A 16,881-nucleotide genomic window follows, 5' to 3' on the forward strand; every position below is an offset into this window, starting at 1 on the left:
GTTGCAATCTATAAACGTTTTGCTTCGATAACGTCGTCTAACTTCGCTAATCTGGCCAGTATTTTACTTAAACTTTCGACATTTTTCAGTTCAATTTCCATATCCATCGTTGCCACTTGTTTTTTAGTGTCCGCACGGCTTGAAACACCTAGCACACTGACTTTTTCATTCGCCAGCACAGTCGTAATATCGCGTAATAAACCATTACGATCACTCGCCACAATGCGAATATTAATATGGAAACCTGCTGCGTAATTATCTCCCCAAATAGCATCCACTACACGTTCAGGATGAACGACTTGTAATTCAAGGAATTGTTCACAATCGCTACGATGAATAGAGATCCCTCGCCCCACAGTAATATAGCCTGTAATTGCATCACCTGGAATAGGTTGACAACAACGCGCCATGTGATGCATCAAATTGCCTACACCTTCAACAATTACATAACTTTTATTCTGTTGTTGTTCTGCTTTCTGTTGTGCCTTTTGTTGTGCGGTATTCGCGCTTTTGCTCGCAACATGACGAAGAATCTCTTGATCAGCCTCTTCTGCCGTCACTTTAATCAGCCGACTTTGTAAGAAGTTCATCAACTGATTTAAACGAATATCTCCACTACCTATACCCGCATATAAATCTTCTAGATTTTTTAAGTTATAACGTGGTAAAGCAAGCTGTTCTACTTGTTTTAAGCTGATATTCAAACGAGCAAGTTCATTATCTAACAGCTCTTTACCCGCTGGAACATTTTTATCGCGATCTTGTTTTTTGAACCAGGCTTGAATTTTCGCACGTGCTTTTGACGTATGGGTAAAACCTAAGTTTGGATTCACCCAATCTCGGCTTGGATTTGGATTTTTCTGTGTGATGATATCCACTTGCTCACCCATCTGTAGGTGATAAGTGAATGGCACGATACGCCCCCCAACTTTCGCCCCAATACAACGATGACCAATTTCACTGTGGATCGCATAAGCAAAATCGAGAGGGGTTGATCCAGCGGGTAAATCAACCACTTCACCTTTTGGCGTAAACACATAGACTCGATCATCAAACACTTGGCTACGCAATTCGGCCATCACTTCGCCAGAATCTGTAATATCATCTTGCCATGCAAGTAATTTACGCAACCAAGTGATTTTTTCTTCATAAGCAGAAAGACTACCTGTCGTTCCCTCTTTGTATTTCCAGTGTGCTGCAACCCCAAGTTCCGCATCATCATGCATTTGTTGAGTACGAATTTGCACTTCAATCGGCTTGCCGCCTTTACCTAATACGACGGTATGAATAGATTGATAGCCATTCGGTTTTGGATTGGCGACATAGTCATCAAATTCTTTTGGTAAATGTTTGAAATGAGTGTGCACGATACCAAGCGCGGTATAACAATCCTGCAATTTTTGCACGATAATTCTGACCGCTCTTACATCATATAAACCACTGAATTCCAAATGTTTCTTTTGCATTTTTCGCCAAATACTATAAATATGTTTTGGACGACCGTAAACCTCAACCTGCTCGATATTTTCTTTTAAATAACCGGTTAATTCTGTTACAAAATCAGCAATATATTGCTCACGGTCTAAACGACGCTCGTGCAATAATTGAGCAATATTTCGATATTGTTCTGGATGTAAATAACGGAAGCAGTAATCTTCAAGCTCCCATTTTAATTGACCGATACCTAAACGATTTGCCAACGGGGCATAAATATTGGAACATTCTTTCGCTGCTAACACTTTTTCTTCTTCGTAAACATGATTTTCTGCATTACGAAGAAAGGTAATACGTTCAGCAAGTTTGATTATCACGCAACGAAAATCATCTACCATCGCAAGGAGCATTCGGCGCATATTATCTACTTGAGAGGCATTAGCAGAATGACTGGCGTTGAGCTGACGAATATTATCCATCTCTTCTACGCCTTTGAGTAGTTTAGTGATTTTTGGACCGAAATCTTCTTGAATTTGTTCCCAATCGACGAGTTGGTTGGCCACTAATGGAAATAGCATCGCAGTGAGCAAACTTTCACTGTCCATATTCATTTCATGCAGGATTTCCACCATCTCCACGCCGGATTGCAACGTAAGAATTGCATTTTTCATTTGAGCTGCGTGTTCAGCCATCTTAGCTTGAGCATAATACCAGGCATTAATTAGGGATTTTTCAGTTGAAGTTAGAAGTTTAAGGCTCGAACACCATTGTTCGATCACAAAATCTTGCGGATTTGATAAGTGAGAACCACGAACTGCAACCATAATACCCCCTTGTTGATGAATATGGCTCGGCGACATCCTGTCAACCGAGTTGTCTTTTTTAAGACAACAAAAAAGCCTGATTATTCTATCAGAATTTATAGCTTATTTAAGAAATAATGTCACCGACTCCAAATGGCTGGTATGGGGAAACATATCAATCATGGACGTTTTGATGATACGATACCCAAAAGATCGGAGAATTTCAGCATCTCGTACTAAAGTGGCGGGATTGCAAGATACGTAAAGAATGCTTTCTGCACCCAGTTCACATAACGCATTCAGTGCAAAAGCCGCACCACTGCGAGGCGGGTCGAGAAGAATTTTATTGAAATGTTGTTTTGCCCAAGGTTGTTCTGAAAAAGCTTGGTCTAAATCGGCTTGATAAAATTCAATATTATCGATGTGATTAAACTGTGCATTCGCTTGGGCTTTTTGCACCATATCAAAAACACCTTCAATTCCAACCGCACTTTTCACGCGTTTAGCTAAAGGCAACGTGAAATTGCCCATGCCGCAGAATAAATCTAAGACATGATCATCCTGATTCAAATCAAGCCAATCTAAAGCCGTCTCAACCATTTGTTGATTTAAGTGGGTATTCACTTGAATAAAATCGCGAACATCAAAAGATAAACGAATACCATTTAATGCATAATAAGGCATTTCACCATGCACAAGTTGAATACCTTGATCATCTTGCAGGAACAAATTGACGGCATTTATACGAGCAAACTCAAGCAACAAAGTGCGGTCAGTTTCAGCTAAATTTCCTTTGTAACGTAACAACATAGCTATGCCATTCTCAGCAGAAACCAATTCAATATGCCCTAATTGTTTCGGGGCTGAATATTGCGCCCAAAGTGCGGTCAATTTGGGGATAAGATCATTGATTGCTTGCTCTGCGACTAAGCATTGCTGAATGCTGACTAACTGATTGGAGTTTTTCTGACGAAATCCCATTTCAATGATTTTATTTTTCGCATTCCACAGTAAACTTAATCGTACTCGACGACGATAAGCCCATTGTTCGCCACAAATCATGGGCATTAATTGAATAGGCGCTGCTTGCAGTTTACTTAAACGAGAAAAAAGGGCTTTCTCTTTCGCTTTACGTTGCATTTCCACAGGAATATGCTGGCCTTGGCATCCACCACAACACCCATAATAACGACATTGTGGCTCAACACGCTGATTACTTTCTTGTAGCCATTTTTGTGCAGTCGCTAATCCATATTGACGTTTTTCATCGGTCACTACCGCTTCCACTTTTTCCGTTGGCAAGGCATTTTCAATGAACCAGGTTTTACCTTGAATTTTGGCGACACCTAGCCCTTGATAATCCAAATCCTGAATTTCTGCGACGATTCTTTGCGTGGTTTTCTGTTTTTTTTGTGGAGCGTAAAGTAAAGCCATGATGGTGTTTTAATCTATTTATATCAAAGAAAGAGATTATTTTAAATAAAGTACATTTTGCGTAAATAATTCTCGGCTTTTCAGCGGCTTATCACCTAAATAAGGTTTAAGCGCGATGCGGGTAAAACGCTTTGCCGCTTGCAAGACTGCCTCATCAGTAAATTCCAAACGCTCAAAGGCGAGTAAATCTCGACCATAAAAGGTCAAGTTATCTTTCACCAACGAAGCGATAAAACCCTTTTCCGCACGATATTGGTAAGTCATCGATTCATCCACAGGCAAACCCGAGCCAGCACAATGCAAAAAATCAATACCATAACCTAAGATTTTAAGTAGATGAAATTCAAATAGACGTAATGTAGGCTCAACCTGTGGTTGAGTGGCTAAGCCGGTTAAGCATTGCAGATAATGCTGAAAAAGCTGTAGATTGGCAGTTTCTGGCTCGATCACTCGCGTAATCAACTCATTTACATAAAACCCGCTGTATAGAGCCGTCTGTTGTAAAGGTAATGTAATCGCTGCCGGCTCAGCTTTGGTGAGTGTTTTTAATGCGCCTTTCCCCGCCCAACGTAAAAGCAATGGCGTAAAAGGCTGTAAAACAGATTTCCATGCAGAACGTTTCGCTCGAGCACCTTTTGCAATAACTGTCAAACGTCCTGTTTCCTCCGTAAATAAATCTACCAAAAGACTGGTTTCACTATAAGGACGACGATGTAGCACAAAGCCGCGTTGGAGATCCATAAAGAATGACTTACCTGATTTTAATTGATTTGTTATTTAACACAGCGTTCCGCAAGTACTTCGCCTACGCTAGTTTGTAATTGGCTGAAGTCATCACGTTCCTGCCAGTACCAACGAATATTCGCATAATTTCTACCTCGTTCCGAAATCACGCGCATTAGCTTTTCAGTTACACCATTAAAGGTTACTGTTACTTGACTTAATATTTTTTTACTCTTTTTTTTCTGTCTAATATGCATCACGCTCACTTCTTTATTTCCTTCACACAGATAAACTGTTACTAATCCCTTTTGAGATTTCTTATCAAGCGTTTGCACTTTCATTTTTTGTAAAGTTGGTTGATTTAAGACCATGTTTTGGGTACAAGCTGACAACCCAACTATGGTCAAAATTAAAATTAATTTTCTTAACATAAATATTATTTCCATAAAAATTTTTATCATTGTTCACTTCATAAAATGAACAGAGATAAACAATCTTATCTAGAAAAAAGGGCGATTGCTCGCCCATTAAAAATTATTTTTTATATTGATATGAACCATCAGATTGACGAATAAACTTACCGCCATTCGATAAACGAAGTTGATTCACTCGTCCTTGACTGTTCAATAAAACCTGTACTCTATCACCAGGTTTGAAACTGCTTAAGACATTACCTGCACCAGGTGCTTTAGTCATCGCATTTACATCAGCAATATTCAATTTATTATCACGGAATACTTGCATCAATGAAACCCCTTGCGGCACAGTTAATGTTTTAGTTGCGCCAGACAGCGGTGTTTTTTCTTCTGCTGGTCCAATTTTCACTCTATCACTTGTTGGTTTAGCCTCAACAATCTGAACATTCTTATTTTTCGTCACAACAGGTTTAGCCTCTTGAATTTTAGCTTGCTCTTTTCTTACCGTTTGAGTAGATGGAGCGCTCGCTTTGTCAGCTGATTTAAACTGTTTTTTCTCTTGAATAACTTGTGTCTGTTCACGACGTAGTTCTGCTTTATGTTCAACCGTTGCATTATTTTTTTCTACGGCTGGTTGTGCAGTTTTCACTGGCTCTTTAACTGGAGCTGGAGCAACAGTTGGTTGTGTAGGAGCTTCTGTTGCAGGTTGTTGAGCAACAGTTTGTTTTGCTGGTTCTGCAGTTTGAGGTTTAGTTGCATCTGCTTTGTCACCTACATATTGCATCGCTGGAGGCGTATCTGATTTAGCCTCATTTGCTGCTTGTTCTGTTGTTGCCGGAGCGGTTGTATTGTTGTTATCTAATACGGTTGTTTCAACCGGTTGAGATTGATCCAATGATTGAAACTGGACAGGGATTTCATTACCATTTTGTTGTTCAAAGCTCTCCACCGTATCGGAGTTTGGTTTCAACGCAAAGAAAATGATCAGTAATACCACTAAACCTAAAATAGCAATGAATAAACGGCGATGTTTTTCTGGTAACATTTGTAAAACTTTCCATTTTTCGGGAGATTTCAAACTCGTTGTGGCTGCCGGCGCAACGCTTTCAGCTTGAGTTGTCACTTCTGCCACAATCTCTTCTGCAGGAGCATTTTCAAAAATCACTTTTTCTTCCGCTACGTTTTCTACTTGAACATTTTCAATAGACTCTTGAGTTCTGAAAGCACTTGATGGTGCTGACTGTTCAGCATTTTCACTTTGAAATGCTTGAGCTGGTGAAAAATGTTCACTTGTTGTCGTGCCAAAAGTCGGCTCTCGACGAACATGAAATTGCGTATCTGGTTGTTCTTTTTTACCAAAAAGGCCTTTGGCTTTATCAAAAATTGAGTCACTTGATTGAACCCGTTTTCTTGGTGTAATAGCGTCAGAATGATTAAGTCCTAAATCTAATTCATTTTGAGATGAATTGTCATCAGATTGATTTTGCTTATCCACGATGTTACCTCGATTTGCTAAACTAAAGATCACACAAAAGTGCGGTGAAAAACTAAGCCCATTTTATCGGATCTTAAGATGTGTATAAAGTTTTATTTGGTTCCCCTCCGATTTCTCTCGCTAATTTGGGCACTAAATAACCTGAGGTGAGTGTCTGTAATTCTTTGTAAATTTGTAACGCTTTCTCATCTGAAATATAGAAATGGCTTGCGCCCTGCACTTTATCCAACAAATGCAAGTAATAAGGCAGAATTCCCGCTTGAAACAACTTATCGCTCAATGCTTTTAATGTATGTGGGTTATCATTCACCTCCTTTAAAAGGACTGATTGATTGAGTAACGTGACCTTAGCGCCTACCAGTTTTTGCATCGCCAAAGCGAGTTCTTCATCAATTTCATTTGGGTGATTGATATGCGTCACAAACACTGTTTGTAATGGGCTTTTTAGCAATAAATCACAAAATTCATCCGTAATACGTTCTGGAATTACGACAGGTAAACGAGAGTGAATACGCAAACGTTGTAAGTGCGGTATCTTTTTAAGGTGTTCTAATAGCCATGCCCATTCACTATCCTTCGCCATCATCGGATCACCACCTGAGAAAATGACTTCTTCAATTTCAGGATGTGCAGCAATATAGTCTATTGCTTGCTGCCAACTCGTTTTATTGCCTGGATTTTGGTCATAAGGAAAATGACGACGGAAGCAATAACGGCAATTGACTGCACAGCCTCCTTTTGTCATGAACAGCAAGCGATTTTGATATTTATGCAGAATATTAGGTACCGCATTTTTTTGCTGCTCATCTAAAGGATCTTGGCTAAAACCTTCGGCCTCAATAAATTCTTGTTGAGCCGTCATTACCTGTAAAAAAAGTGGGTCTTTAGGATTCCCTTTTTCCATTTTTTCAACAAAAGGTAAAGGTACTCGCATAGCAAAAAGTTTACGAGCGACGATGTCCTCGGCAAAATCTTCAACAGACAAATTTAAGGTTTTTAGCAAGATTTTCGGATCAGAAATCGCATTTTTTAGGGTTTCTAACCAATTTTGTTCTTCTCTAATCGCAATATTTCGGGTTAAAATACGCACTTTCAAACAATCTCTATTTTTTAGGATATTTTTAATATGGCTACATATACTACCAGTGATTTCAAACCAGGTCTAAAATTTATGCAAGACGGTGAGCCTTGTGTGATCGTTGAAAACGAATTCGTTAAACCAGGTAAAGGCCAAGCTTTTACTCGTACTCGTATTCGTAAATTAATTTCAGGCAAAGTATTAGACGTAAACTTCAAATCTGGTACTTCGGTTGAAGCTGCTGATGTTATGGATCTTAACCTCACTTATTCATACAAAGATGATGCATTCTGGTATTTCATGCACCCAGAAACATTCGAACAATACTCTGCTGATGCAAAAGCAGTAGGTGATTCAGAAAAATGGTTGTTAGATCAAGCAGATTGTATCGTGACTTTATGGAATGGTGCACCAATCAGCATCACACCACCAAACTTCGTAGAATTAGAAATCATCGATACTGATCCGGGCCTTAAAGGTGATACAGCCGGTACAGGCGGTAAACCAGCAACATTAAGCACTGGCGCTGTAGTGAAAGTACCTCTTTTCGTTCAAATCGGCGAAGTGATTAAAGTCGATACTCGTTCAGGCGAATACGTTTCTCGTGTGAAATAATCTTTTATAATGAGATAAAAAGAGCGGTCAATATTTGATGAATATTGGCCGTTTTTTATTGCTTGCTCATTAGTTTTATAGATATAAAAAATGCGGTTATTTCTAACCGCACTTTGATTGATTATTTTGCTTTTGAGCCTTCTAACTCTAAAGAAGGTTTTCTATCTGAGTTCACACAAATGATTTGTGCGGCAGCATAGAGCGTTGTATTCGGCTTTAAACTAATGGTGTATTTCTCTTGTTTTTTCGGTGCTGCACGTAAACCTTCGCCCCAGAAATCATCATAAAAATCGGTACGAACTTGGGTTAAATGGTAGTTCTTACAGTTTAAGATTTTATATTGGCGAACAGAACGTGCATAACGTCTAGTTTCGTTTGGATACACATATAAACCTTTATCCAAATTTACGACTGCATCAAAATGCACTTGGTTTAAATCTTGGTTATCGACCCAAATAGAATCAGCATCAATATAGTAATTTTTATCTTTTACCAATCGAACATAACCCACTCTATCTTTAGAAGGTGGGCTTAGTTTCACCTCTTCTTGAGAAAGTGTCGGTTGGACAGCTGAACAGCCTGCTAAAAGGGCTATACCTAAAAACGTTAATGCTAATTTTTTCATTTTTCTCTCCTTAAAGCTTACTGAAGCTTGCTGTTTACCATTTCATACTATCGCTTAATATTTTACGGTGTGTCCGTATCCCTCTAAGATATTTTTAATATGCTCAAGCGACTCTTTTGTCGGTGGCAATACATCTTCGAGTTCATAGTCAAACCCAAGGGTTTTCCATTTGTGGGCACCTAATCGATGATAAGGTAGAAGTTCGACTTTTTCAATATTGGTCATACCTTCAATAAACTGTCCGAGCAGATGAACATCATGATCGTTATCGGTATAGCCTGGAACTACTACATAACGAATCCAGGTACGCTGATTACGTTTTTGCAAATATTTCGCAAATTCCAGCGTCCGTTTATTCGGTACGCCGATCAAATTCTGGTGTACTTTGTCGTTCAGTTCTTTTAAATCAAGCAAAACGAGATCAGTTACATCGAGTAGTTCATCAATAATATGGTCATAATGACGTACAAACCCATTAGTATCTAAACAAGTATTAATCCCTTCTGCTTTACAAGCTCGGAACCAGTCACGCACAAATTCTGCTTGAAGAATTGCCTCACCACCTGATGCTGTCACACCACCACCAGTTGCATTCATAAAATGGCGATAGCTCACGACTTCTTTCATGAGTTCTTCCACACTGATTTCGCGCCCACCATCAAGATCCCAAGTATCACGGTTATGGCAATATTTGCAACGCATTAAACAGCCTTGCATAAATAAAATAAAACGAATACCGGGGCCATCCACGGTTCCACAGGATTCAAAGGAGTGAATTCTTCCTAGCACAGACATACATAAATTTCCAAAAAATTAATCTAGCTAAATTTTACCAAAAATATCATCTATAAAAAATGAGCCTGACTTAAAATCAGGCTCATAATTAAAATATATTTATCAAAGTGCGGTCATTATTCGCTAACTTTTTGAAAGGTTTGCACCACTGGCGCTTGTTCACAATACTCGACCAATACAGGTACAATTGAGGTAAAGTGTGACGTTGCAAAATGTTGTTCTAAATCGGCTTTGCTTTTCCATTGCTCAATAAAAACATAATGATTAGCCTGCTCACTATTTTGTTGTAATTCATAAGATACGCATCCTGTTTCTTGACGAGTATGCTTAATTAATTCTTTGCATTGAGTTAGAAAATCATTAATTTTGTCTGCTTTTACTGAAAATTGGGCAATAACTGTTAGCATAATTTGCTCTCCTATATATAAAAATAAACCACTCACAAAACTAGTCTGTGAGTGGTTTATATTAAAACATAATATTATTTACTTAGAAAGACTCAGTAAATGTACGAGTTACGACGTCTTGTTGTTGCTCTTTAGTTAAAGAGTTGAAACGTACTGCGTAACCAGATACACGGATAGTCAATTGTGGATATTTATCCGGATTTTCCATTGCATCTAACAACATTTCACGGTTTAACACGTTCACATTTAAGTGTTGGCCACCTTCAACTGTTGCTTCGTGGTGGAAGTAACCATCCATTAAGCCAGCAAGATTACGACGTTGTGCTTCTGCATCTTTACCTAACGCATTTGGTACGATTGAGAAGGTATAAGAAATACCATCTTTCGCGTAAGCAAATGGAAGTTTAGCTACAGAAGTTAATGATGCTACCGCACCTTTTTGGTCACGACCGTGCATTGGGTTTGCTCCTGGTCCGAATGGTGCACCAGCACGACGACCATCTGGAGTATTACCCGTTTTCTTACCATAAACCACGTTAGAAGTAATGGTTAATACAGATTGTGTAGGCACTGCATTGCGGTAAGTTTTAAGTTTTTGAATTTTCTTCATGAAACGTTCAACTAAGTCACAAGCGATGTCATCAACACGGTTATCGTTGTTACCATATTGTGGATATTCACCTTCGATTTCAAAGTCGATTGCTACGTTACTTGCTACAACATTGCCATCTTTATCTTTGATGTCACCACGAACCGGTTTAACTTTCGCATATTTAATTGCTGAAAGTGAGTCTGCCGCAACAGAAAGACCAGCAATACCACAAGCCATGGTACGGTATACATCACGATCATGTAATGCCATTAATGCTGCTTCGTATGAATATTTATCGTGCATATAGTGGATTACGTTTAATGCAGTCACATATTGTTTTGCCAACCAATCCATAAAGCTATCCATACGAGTCATTACTGTATCAAAATCTAACACTTCATCAGTAATTGGTGCTGTTTTCGGACCTACTTGCATACCTAATTTTTCATCGATACCGCCGTTGATTGCGTATAACAATGTTTTCGCTAAGTTTGCACGTGCACCGAAGAATTGCATTTGTTTACCCACAACCATTGGTGATACACAACATGCGATTGCGTAGTCATCATTGTTGAAGTCTGGACGCATTAAATCATCATTTTCGTATTGAACTGATGAGGTATCAATCGATACTTTCGCACAGAAACGTTTGAAGTTTTCAGGTAATTGTTCAGACCAAAGGATAGTTAAGTTTGGTTCTGGAGAAGTACCCATGTTGTAAAGGGTGTGTAAAATACGGAATGTATTTTTGGTTACTAATGTACGACCGTCTAACCCCATACCTGCGATGGTTTCAGTTGCCCACATTGGGTCGCCTGAGAATAATTGATCGTATTCAGGTGTACGTAAGAAACGAACCATACGGAGTTTCATAACTAAGTGGTCAACTAATTCTTGCGCTTCAGTTTCAGTAATTTTACCTGCTTGTAAATCACGTTCGATATAGATATCGATAAAGGTTGCAGTACGACCGAATGACATCGCTGCACCGTTTTGTGATTTGATTGCAGCAAGATAAGCAAAGTACATCCATTGAATGGCTTCTTTAGCATTAGTTGCAGGGTTAGAAATATCATAACCGTAGCTTGCCGCCATTTGTTTCATTTGACCTAATGCACGGTGTTGTTCTGCGATTTCTTCACGTAAACGAATAGTTGCTTCAAGATTTACGCCATCTTCTAAGTCTTTTTGTAAAGAAGAGAACTGTGCGTATTTATCTTTCATTAAGAAGTCAACACCATAAAGTGCGACACGACGGTAGTCACCAATGATACGACCACGGCCGTAAGCATCTGGAAGACCAGTTAATACACCCGATTTACGACAACGTAAAATGTCTGGCGTATAAACATCAAATACACCTTGGTTGTGGGTTTTACGATATTCAGTAAAGATTTTTTTCACTTCAGGATCTAATTCACGACCGTAAATTTTGCATGATCCTTCCACCATTTTAATGCCACCAAATGGCATAATGGCACGTTTTAATGGCGCATCTGTTTGAAGACCAACTATTTTTTCTAAATCTTTATTGATATAGCCTGGCGCGTGAGAAATAATCGTTGAAGGCGTATGTTCGTCAAAGTCTAATGGCGCGTGAGTGCGGTTTTCAACTTTGATCCCTTCCATTACGGTTTCCCAAAGTTTTGTTGTCGCTTCGGTTGGACCAGCTAAGAAAGAATCATCACCTTCATACGGGGTGTAGTTTTTCTGAATAAAATCACGCACGTTGACGTTTTCTTGCCAATCACCGGCAACGAACCCTGTCCACGCCACTTTTTGTGCTTCATTAAGTTCTGACATAGTCATTTCCTTTTTTAATTGATAAAAAATAAGTCTGTTAGTTCGTTAGTACATTAGTGAGCTTTAGTTAAATAACGTTGGAATAAGCCGATACAAACTGCGCCGCCCACAATGTTGCCCAACGTTACGGGAATTAAATTCTTCACAATGAAATGATAAAGATCTAAGTCTGCATATTTCATTGGATCCACACCAATTTGTTGCCAAAATTCTGGTGTACTAAAATGAGCTGTGATAATGCCTAGTGGAATCATAAACATATTTGCCACACAGTGTTCAAAACCTGATGCGACAAATAAACCAATCGGCATGATCATAATAAATGCTTTGTCTGTAACAGTTTTACCGGAATAAGACATCCATACCGCTACACACACCATAATGTTACATAAAATACCAAGGTTAAATGCTTCAAACCAAGTATGATGAATCTTATGTTGAGCGGTTGCCAAAATGGTTAAACCCCATTGACCATTTGCTGCCATGGTTTGTCCTCCAAACCAAATCACCGCAGCAATAAATAAACCGCCTATGAAGTTGCCCAAATATACTACAATCCAATTTCGAATCATTTGGGTTGTGGTTATTTTTCCGCCTACACGGGCAACTAAGGTTAAAGTAGAAGAGGTGAATAATTCTGAACCTAAAATCACCACCATAATTACGCCCAAGGAGAAGACTAATCCACCAACTAATTTGGTTAATCCCCAAGGCGCACCAGCGCTCGCTGTTTGAGTTGTCGTATAAAATACAAAGGCTAATGCAATACAAGCCCCAGCACTAATACCAGACATGAATGATAAAAATGGACGTTTTTGCGCTTTATACGCAGCGATGTTTTCAGCATAATCCGTTGCTTCAACTGATGTGAGAGCAACAGAAGATTGATTTAAATTTTCTGATGCCATATCTGACTCCAAATAATTAATTTATTCTTTTTATACTTCAACATAGGTATTTTTATACCTATTGGTATTCTACTCTCTTAAAAAACCTTTGCAAGAAATCCCCCATTTATTTCAAAAAAATTTGATATTTTGCAAGTTTTGGTAAATTTTCTACTCAAATACAAAAAAAAGCGAGATATCTCTATCCCGCTTTTTATATATAAATAACAGAGATTAAAACACGATGCGATCGCGATTTTTCTCTAAGGTTGCTTTACCTATGCCTTGTACTTCAAGCAATTGTTCTGCCATAGTGAAATTACCGTGCTTTTCACGATACTGTACAATGGCTTCCGCCTTTTTCGCACCAATACCAATTAGCGCTTTTTGAATTTCTGATGCGCTGGCGGTATTGATATTTAATTTATCACTCACTGCTTGTTGTGTCGTTTGTGATGCAGTTTGTTGCTGAACTTGCGCTTGAGGTAGAGCCTGTTCAGCCACTTGTTCTTCTGCAAACACTTGCGAGCTCAACATTGTGGTTGCAACAAATAATGAACTAAATAAATGTTTCATCAATTTCATAAAAATGCCCTTTATTAATAAAAAGTACCGTTGATTTATATCAACAGCGACATTTTTAAGAAAGACCAAAAACACGCAAGAAATTGACCGCACTTTTGCGATCATGATCGCAAAAATTACATTTAAGTAAATGAAAAACGACCTTAACGCACCACCACTGCCGTGCCACTTGCAATCACCATAAACATGCTTTTCGTGCCTACCGTTGTGTAATTAACCTCTACGCCAACAATGGCATTAGCACCCAAGGCATTTGCTTTTTCTTCAAGTTCTTTCAACGCATCTTGACGCGCGCGACTAATACGACGCTCATAAACACTAGAACGCCCACCAATCACATCTGTGATGCCAGCAAAAAAATCACGCATGAAGTTTGCCCCCGCAATCACCTCACCAAAGACGACTTGTTTGTATTCTACGATTTGTTTCCCTTCAACACTAGGGGTTGTTGTCACAATCATTTTGTATCCTTAAATTCTCGTTAAAAATTAACCGCACTTTAGACGCTTAATTTTGATTTTAAAATGGCTAATGCCTTAGCACGATGAGAAATTTTCTTTTTCTCTACGGTTTCTAATTCTGCAAAAGTACAACCTTTTTCAGGGCTAAAAAAGAGCGAATCGTAACCAAAGCCGTTTTCACCTCGTTCTTCATAAATGATATTCCCTTCACATTCACCTTGAGCAATGATCGGAGAAGGATCACTTGGGTATTGTAATAACACAATCGTACTCACAAATTTTGCTTGGCGACGTTCAGTTGGTACATCAGCTAATTCTGCCAGTAATTTTTCACGATTTTTCGCATCGGCTTCCTCACCATCTACACCCGCATAGCGTGCAGAATACAATCCTGGCGCACCATTTAACACATCCACCACAAGACCGGAATCATCTGCAATAGCCGGTAAACCTGATTTTTCAGATGCATAACGCGCTTTCAGGATCGCATTTTCGACAAACGTTAAGCCAGTTTCCTCTGGGCTTTCGATGCCTAAATCCGTTTGAGCAATCACTTCAAAACCGAAATCGGCTAATACGTCTGCCATTTCTTTTACTTTGCCTTTATTGCCCGTGGCAAGCACAATTTTTTGCTTCATGATTCTGTTCCTCATATCAAATATTGTCTTATTCTAGCACCTCACCAAAAATTTTCGGAATAAATATTGACTTTAACCTTAGGTCAAAGTTTATGATTGGTGCTCATTCAGTTATCACATAGGAGAAAAACATGAAAAAACTTATGACTTTTATCACACTTAGCGCTGCTGCAGTTTCAATTTATGCCCAAGCTAATGAACAACCGCATCAAGCACACATGAATATGCCAATGTCGACAGATTCTGCAATGCAACAAGAATTAATGCAAGGTATGAGTCAAATGCATCAAGACATGATGGCAGCTGCGCAATATAAAGATCCTGATGTTGCTTTTGCAGCAGGTATGTTGCCACACCATATTGGCGCAGTAAAAATGGCAGAAGTTGAATTAAAATACGGAAAAGATCCTGAGATGCGTAAGCTTGCTGAGAATATTATTAACGCTCAACAGGCAGAAATTGAACAAATGCAAAAATGGCTTAAAGTGCACAATAAAAAATAAAATAACACCAAAAAAGTGCGGTAAATTAACCGCACTTTTTTAATAGAATTAGTTTACTTCTTTTATTCGTAGCTCTTTTGGCACTTCAAAGAACATATTTTCTTCTAAGCCTTGAAGCTCTTCAATGCTATCCGCACCAAATTCTTTTAATCGAGCAATCACAGATTGCACCAACTCTTCGGGTGCTGAGGCCCCTGCTGTTACGCCAATTGTTTCAACGCCTTCAAACCAATCTGCTGTCACATCATTTGGATCATCAATCAATTTTGATTTCACACCCATACGCGATGCCAACTCAGCTAAACGATTAGAATTCGATGAGTTTTTAGAGCCTACAACGACCACTAAATCACATTGTTTCGCTAATTCACGCACTGCTTCTTGGCGATTGGTTGTCGCATAGCAAATATCGTTTTTATGTGGGCCTTGAATAGCTGGATATTTGTCTTTCAATGCACTGATAGTTTCCGCCGTATCATCAAGAGAAAGCGTAGTTTGTGTCATAAAGGTTAAATCATCATTTTCTTGAACCGGCAAACGAGCAATATCTTCCACGCTTTCAATTAAGAAAATACCACCTTCCTCGTTGTTGTACTGTCCCATTGTGCCTTCCACTTCGGGATGGCCTTTGTGTCCGATCAAAATCGCTTTCGTCCCTTTACGGCTCGCACGAGCCACTTGCATATGTACTTTGGTTACCAACGGACAAGTTGCATCAAATACTTTTAACTGACGATCTTTCGCTTCCTGACGAACAGCTTGTGACACGCCATGAGCAGAGAAAATCACAATGGCGCCATCTGGCACTTCGCTCAGTTCTTCTACAAAAATCGCCCCACGCTCACGCAAACCATTCACCACAAAACGGTTATGCACCACTTCATGACGTACATAAATTGGTGCACCATGAATTTCAAGTGCTAATTCAACAATGCTAATGGCTCGATCGACACCCGCGCAAAATCCGCGAGGGTTAGCTAAAATTATCTTCATTTTTGACCGCTCTTTTTATCACCTTTAAAGGCATCTAATGCTAATAAACCCGCACCAATACAAATCGCAATATCTGCCACATTGAATACCGGATAATGATAAATATCCCAATAAAAATCTAAGAAATCCACCACAAAACCGTTATACGCACGGTCCACCATATTGGCTAATGCGCCACCGATAATCAGTGCATAAGCTGAATTTTGTAATTTTTGCTCTGCCGAATTCTTTTTCATAAAGTAAGCCAGCATTAAAGAAATCCCAATCGCAAGCACAATAAAGAAATATTTCTGCCAACCATCATGCTCAGCTAAAAAACTAAACGCTGCGCCATAGTTACGCACATAGGTTAAATTAAAAATGGGTAATAGGTTCACACTTTCATATAAATCAAAGCGCTGTACCACAATATATTTGGTCAGTAAATCAAGGATAAAAGCGACCGCACTTAGCCAAAGGAATGAAAGTCCTGTTTTATTTTTTGTCATAGGAAATTATCTGTCTTTATAAATGGACGATGATTTTAGCAACTCGAACAACCTTTATAAAGTAAAAGGCATCAAATCATAAAAGGCGAACACATTGGTTCGCCTT

At 39.0% G+C, this 16,881-nt stretch carries 18 protein-coding genes; 2 read left to right on the top strand and 16 right to left on the bottom strand.

The genetic code is table 11. The annotated features are described in order from the left end of the window. Positions 1–8 precede the first annotated feature (8 nt). The 6 genes from relA to epmB form a co-directional block, all read right to left on the bottom strand. Positions 9–2,258, bottom strand: coding sequence for a GTP diphosphokinase (gene relA, locus ACXVWB_RS08460; RefSeq protein ID WP_289902194.1), 2,250 nt, complete (start codon positions 2,256–2,258; stop codon positions 9–11). Positions 2,259–2,360: 102 nt separating this feature from the next. After that, positions 2,361–3,671 (bottom strand): 23S rRNA (uracil(1939)-C(5))-methyltransferase RlmD, encoded by a 1,311-nt coding sequence (gene rlmD / locus ACXVWB_RS08465; RefSeq protein ID WP_289902193.1) that lies wholly within the window; start codon positions 3,669–3,671, stop codon positions 2,361–2,363. A gap of 36 nt (positions 3,672–3,707) precedes the next feature. Then, positions 3,708–4,412 carry a DNA repair protein RecO gene (recO, locus tag ACXVWB_RS08470; protein WP_289902192.1) on the bottom strand — a complete coding sequence of 235 codons (705 nt, stop codon included), beginning with the start codon at positions 4,410–4,412 and terminating at the stop codon, positions 3,708–3,710. 32 nt (positions 4,413–4,444) lie between these two features. After that, a complete protein-coding gene (locus tag ACXVWB_RS08475; protein ID WP_289902191.1) occupies positions 4,445–4,825 on the bottom strand; it encodes an Opacity-associated protein OapB in 381 nt (126 codons plus the stop codon). Between the two features lie 103 nt (positions 4,826–4,928). Beyond that, positions 4,929–6,305 (bottom strand): opacity-associated protein OapA, encoded by a 1,377-nt coding sequence (oapA, locus tag ACXVWB_RS08480; protein ID WP_128787983.1) that lies wholly within the window; start codon positions 6,303–6,305, stop codon positions 4,929–4,931. Between the two features lie 73 nt (positions 6,306–6,378). Continuing rightward, on the bottom strand, positions 6,379–7,395 hold the full coding sequence (gene epmB, locus ACXVWB_RS08485; RefSeq protein ID WP_289902240.1) for an EF-P beta-lysylation protein EpmB: 1,017 nt from the start codon (positions 7,393–7,395) through the stop codon (positions 6,379–6,381). A gap of 36 nt (positions 7,396–7,431) precedes the next feature. On the opposite strand from epmB, the gene efp reads away from it, so the two are divergent. Further along, positions 7,432–7,998, top strand: a complete 567-nt coding sequence (efp, locus tag ACXVWB_RS08490) for an elongation factor P (RefSeq protein ID WP_049357938.1) — start codon at positions 7,432–7,434, stop codon at positions 7,996–7,998. A gap of 121 nt (positions 7,999–8,119) precedes the next feature. On the opposite strand, the gene ACXVWB_RS08495 is transcribed toward efp, so the two are convergent. The 8 genes from ACXVWB_RS08495 to rdgB form a co-directional block, all read right to left on the bottom strand. Next, positions 8,120–8,623, bottom strand: coding sequence for a surface-adhesin E family protein (locus ACXVWB_RS08495; protein WP_128786861.1), 504 nt, complete (start codon positions 8,621–8,623; stop codon positions 8,120–8,122). Positions 8,624–8,677: 54 nt separating this feature from the next. Further along, positions 8,678–9,418 carry a pyruvate formate lyase 1-activating protein gene (gene pflA, locus ACXVWB_RS08500; RefSeq protein WP_049357935.1) on the bottom strand — a complete coding sequence of 247 codons (741 nt, stop codon included), beginning with the start codon at positions 9,416–9,418 and terminating at the stop codon, positions 8,678–8,680. A 116-nt stretch (positions 9,419–9,534) separates the two neighbouring features. Then, positions 9,535–9,825, bottom strand: a complete 291-nt coding sequence (locus ACXVWB_RS08505; protein WP_128786860.1) for a putative quinol monooxygenase — start codon at positions 9,823–9,825, stop codon at positions 9,535–9,537. A gap of 82 nt (positions 9,826–9,907) precedes the next feature. Then, on the bottom strand, positions 9,908–12,220 hold the full coding sequence (gene pflB, locus ACXVWB_RS08510) for a formate C-acetyltransferase (protein ID WP_172621991.1): 2,313 nt from the start codon (positions 12,218–12,220) through the stop codon (positions 9,908–9,910). A 53-nt stretch (positions 12,221–12,273) separates the two neighbouring features. Beyond that, complete coding sequence (focA, locus tag ACXVWB_RS08515; protein WP_289902190.1) at positions 12,274–13,128, bottom strand: formate transporter FocA; 855 nt, start codon at positions 13,126–13,128, stop codon at positions 12,274–12,276. Between the two features lie 213 nt (positions 13,129–13,341). After that, positions 13,342–13,692 (bottom strand): helix-hairpin-helix domain-containing protein, encoded by a 351-nt coding sequence (locus ACXVWB_RS08520; protein ID WP_289902189.1) that lies wholly within the window; start codon positions 13,690–13,692, stop codon positions 13,342–13,344. Positions 13,693–13,835: 143 nt separating this feature from the next. Next, complete coding sequence (locus ACXVWB_RS08525) at positions 13,836–14,153, bottom strand: heavy metal-binding domain-containing protein (RefSeq protein WP_128786856.1); 318 nt, start codon at positions 14,151–14,153, stop codon at positions 13,836–13,838. Between the two features lie 38 nt (positions 14,154–14,191). Then, entirely contained in the window at positions 14,192–14,791 is a 600-nt protein-coding gene (rdgB, locus tag ACXVWB_RS08530; RefSeq protein WP_049357925.1) for an RdgB/HAM1 family non-canonical purine NTP pyrophosphatase, read from the bottom strand. A gap of 131 nt (positions 14,792–14,922) precedes the next feature. Between rdgB and copM the strand changes: the two genes are divergently transcribed. Continuing rightward, complete coding sequence (gene copM, locus ACXVWB_RS08535) at positions 14,923–15,294, top strand: CopM family metallochaperone (protein ID WP_049357924.1); 372 nt, start codon at positions 14,923–14,925, stop codon at positions 15,292–15,294. Between the two features lie 48 nt (positions 15,295–15,342). Here copM and ispH read toward each other — a convergent pair whose 3' ends face one another. Beyond that, the gene (gene ispH, locus ACXVWB_RS08540) at positions 15,343–16,287 is read right to left on the bottom strand and encodes a 4-hydroxy-3-methylbut-2-enyl diphosphate reductase (RefSeq protein ID WP_065244609.1); all 945 of its coding nucleotides are present in this window, start codon (positions 16,285–16,287) and stop codon (positions 15,343–15,345) included. Continuing rightward, positions 16,284–16,775 carry a signal peptidase II gene (gene lspA / locus ACXVWB_RS08545; protein ID WP_289902188.1) on the bottom strand — a complete coding sequence of 164 codons (492 nt, stop codon included), beginning with the start codon at positions 16,773–16,775 and terminating at the stop codon, positions 16,284–16,286. The genes ispH and lspA overlap by 4 nt, the downstream gene beginning before the upstream one ends. Positions 16,776–16,881: the final 106 nt, after the last annotated feature.

The sequence above is a fragment of the Haemophilus sp. SZY H53 genome, from assembly GCF_054332375.1.

What these genes read in the sequence shown, in the direction of transcription:
- ACXVWB_RS08505 (WP_128786860.1), bottom strand. Translation starts at nt 9,825, where the DNA reads ATGCTAACAGTTATTGCCCAATTTTCAGTAAAAGCAGACAAAATTAAT.
- ACXVWB_RS08525 (WP_128786856.1), bottom strand. Translation starts at nt 14,153, where the DNA reads ATGATTGTGACAACAACCCCTAGTGTTGAAGGGAAACAAATCGTAGAA.
- focA (WP_289902190.1), bottom strand. Translation starts at nt 13,128, where the DNA reads ATGGCATCAGAAAATTTAAATCAATCTTCTGTTGCTCTCACATCAGTT.
- pflB (WP_172621991.1), bottom strand. Translation starts at nt 12,220, where the DNA reads ATGTCAGAACTTAATGAAGCACAAAAAGTGGCGTGGACAGGGTTCGTT.
- rlmD (WP_289902193.1), bottom strand. Translation starts at nt 3,671, where the DNA reads ATGGCTTTACTTTACGCTCCACAAAAAAAACAGAAAACCACGCAAAGA.
- ACXVWB_RS08520 (WP_289902189.1), bottom strand. Translation starts at nt 13,692, where the DNA reads ATGAAATTGATGAAACATTTATTTAGTTCATTATTTGTTGCAACCACA.
- relA (WP_289902194.1), bottom strand. Translation starts at nt 2,258, where the DNA reads ATGGTTGCAGTTCGTGGTTCTCACTTATCAAATCCGCAAGATTTTGTG.
- lspA (WP_289902188.1), bottom strand. Translation starts at nt 16,775, where the DNA reads ATGACAAAAAATAAAACAGGACTTTCATTCCTTTGGCTAAGTGCGGTC.
- rdgB (WP_049357925.1), bottom strand. Translation starts at nt 14,791, where the DNA reads ATGAAGCAAAAAATTGTGCTTGCCACGGGCAATAAAGGCAAAGTAAAA.
- efp (WP_049357938.1), top strand. Translation starts at nt 7,432, where the DNA reads ATGGCTACATATACTACCAGTGATTTCAAACCAGGTCTAAAATTTATG.
- ispH (WP_065244609.1), bottom strand. Translation starts at nt 16,287, where the DNA reads ATGAAGATAATTTTAGCTAACCCTCGCGGATTTTGCGCGGGTGTCGAT.
- ACXVWB_RS08495 (WP_128786861.1), bottom strand. Translation starts at nt 8,623, where the DNA reads ATGAAAAAATTAGCATTAACGTTTTTAGGTATAGCCCTTTTAGCAGGC.
- pflA (WP_049357935.1), bottom strand. Translation starts at nt 9,418, where the DNA reads ATGTCTGTGCTAGGAAGAATTCACTCCTTTGAATCCTGTGGAACCGTG.
- ACXVWB_RS08475 (WP_289902191.1), bottom strand. Translation starts at nt 4,825, where the DNA reads ATGTTAAGAAAATTAATTTTAATTTTGACCATAGTTGGGTTGTCAGCT.
- copM (WP_049357924.1), top strand. Translation starts at nt 14,923, where the DNA reads ATGAAAAAACTTATGACTTTTATCACACTTAGCGCTGCTGCAGTTTCA.
- recO (WP_289902192.1), bottom strand. Translation starts at nt 4,412, where the DNA reads ATGGATCTCCAACGCGGCTTTGTGCTACATCGTCGTCCTTATAGTGAA.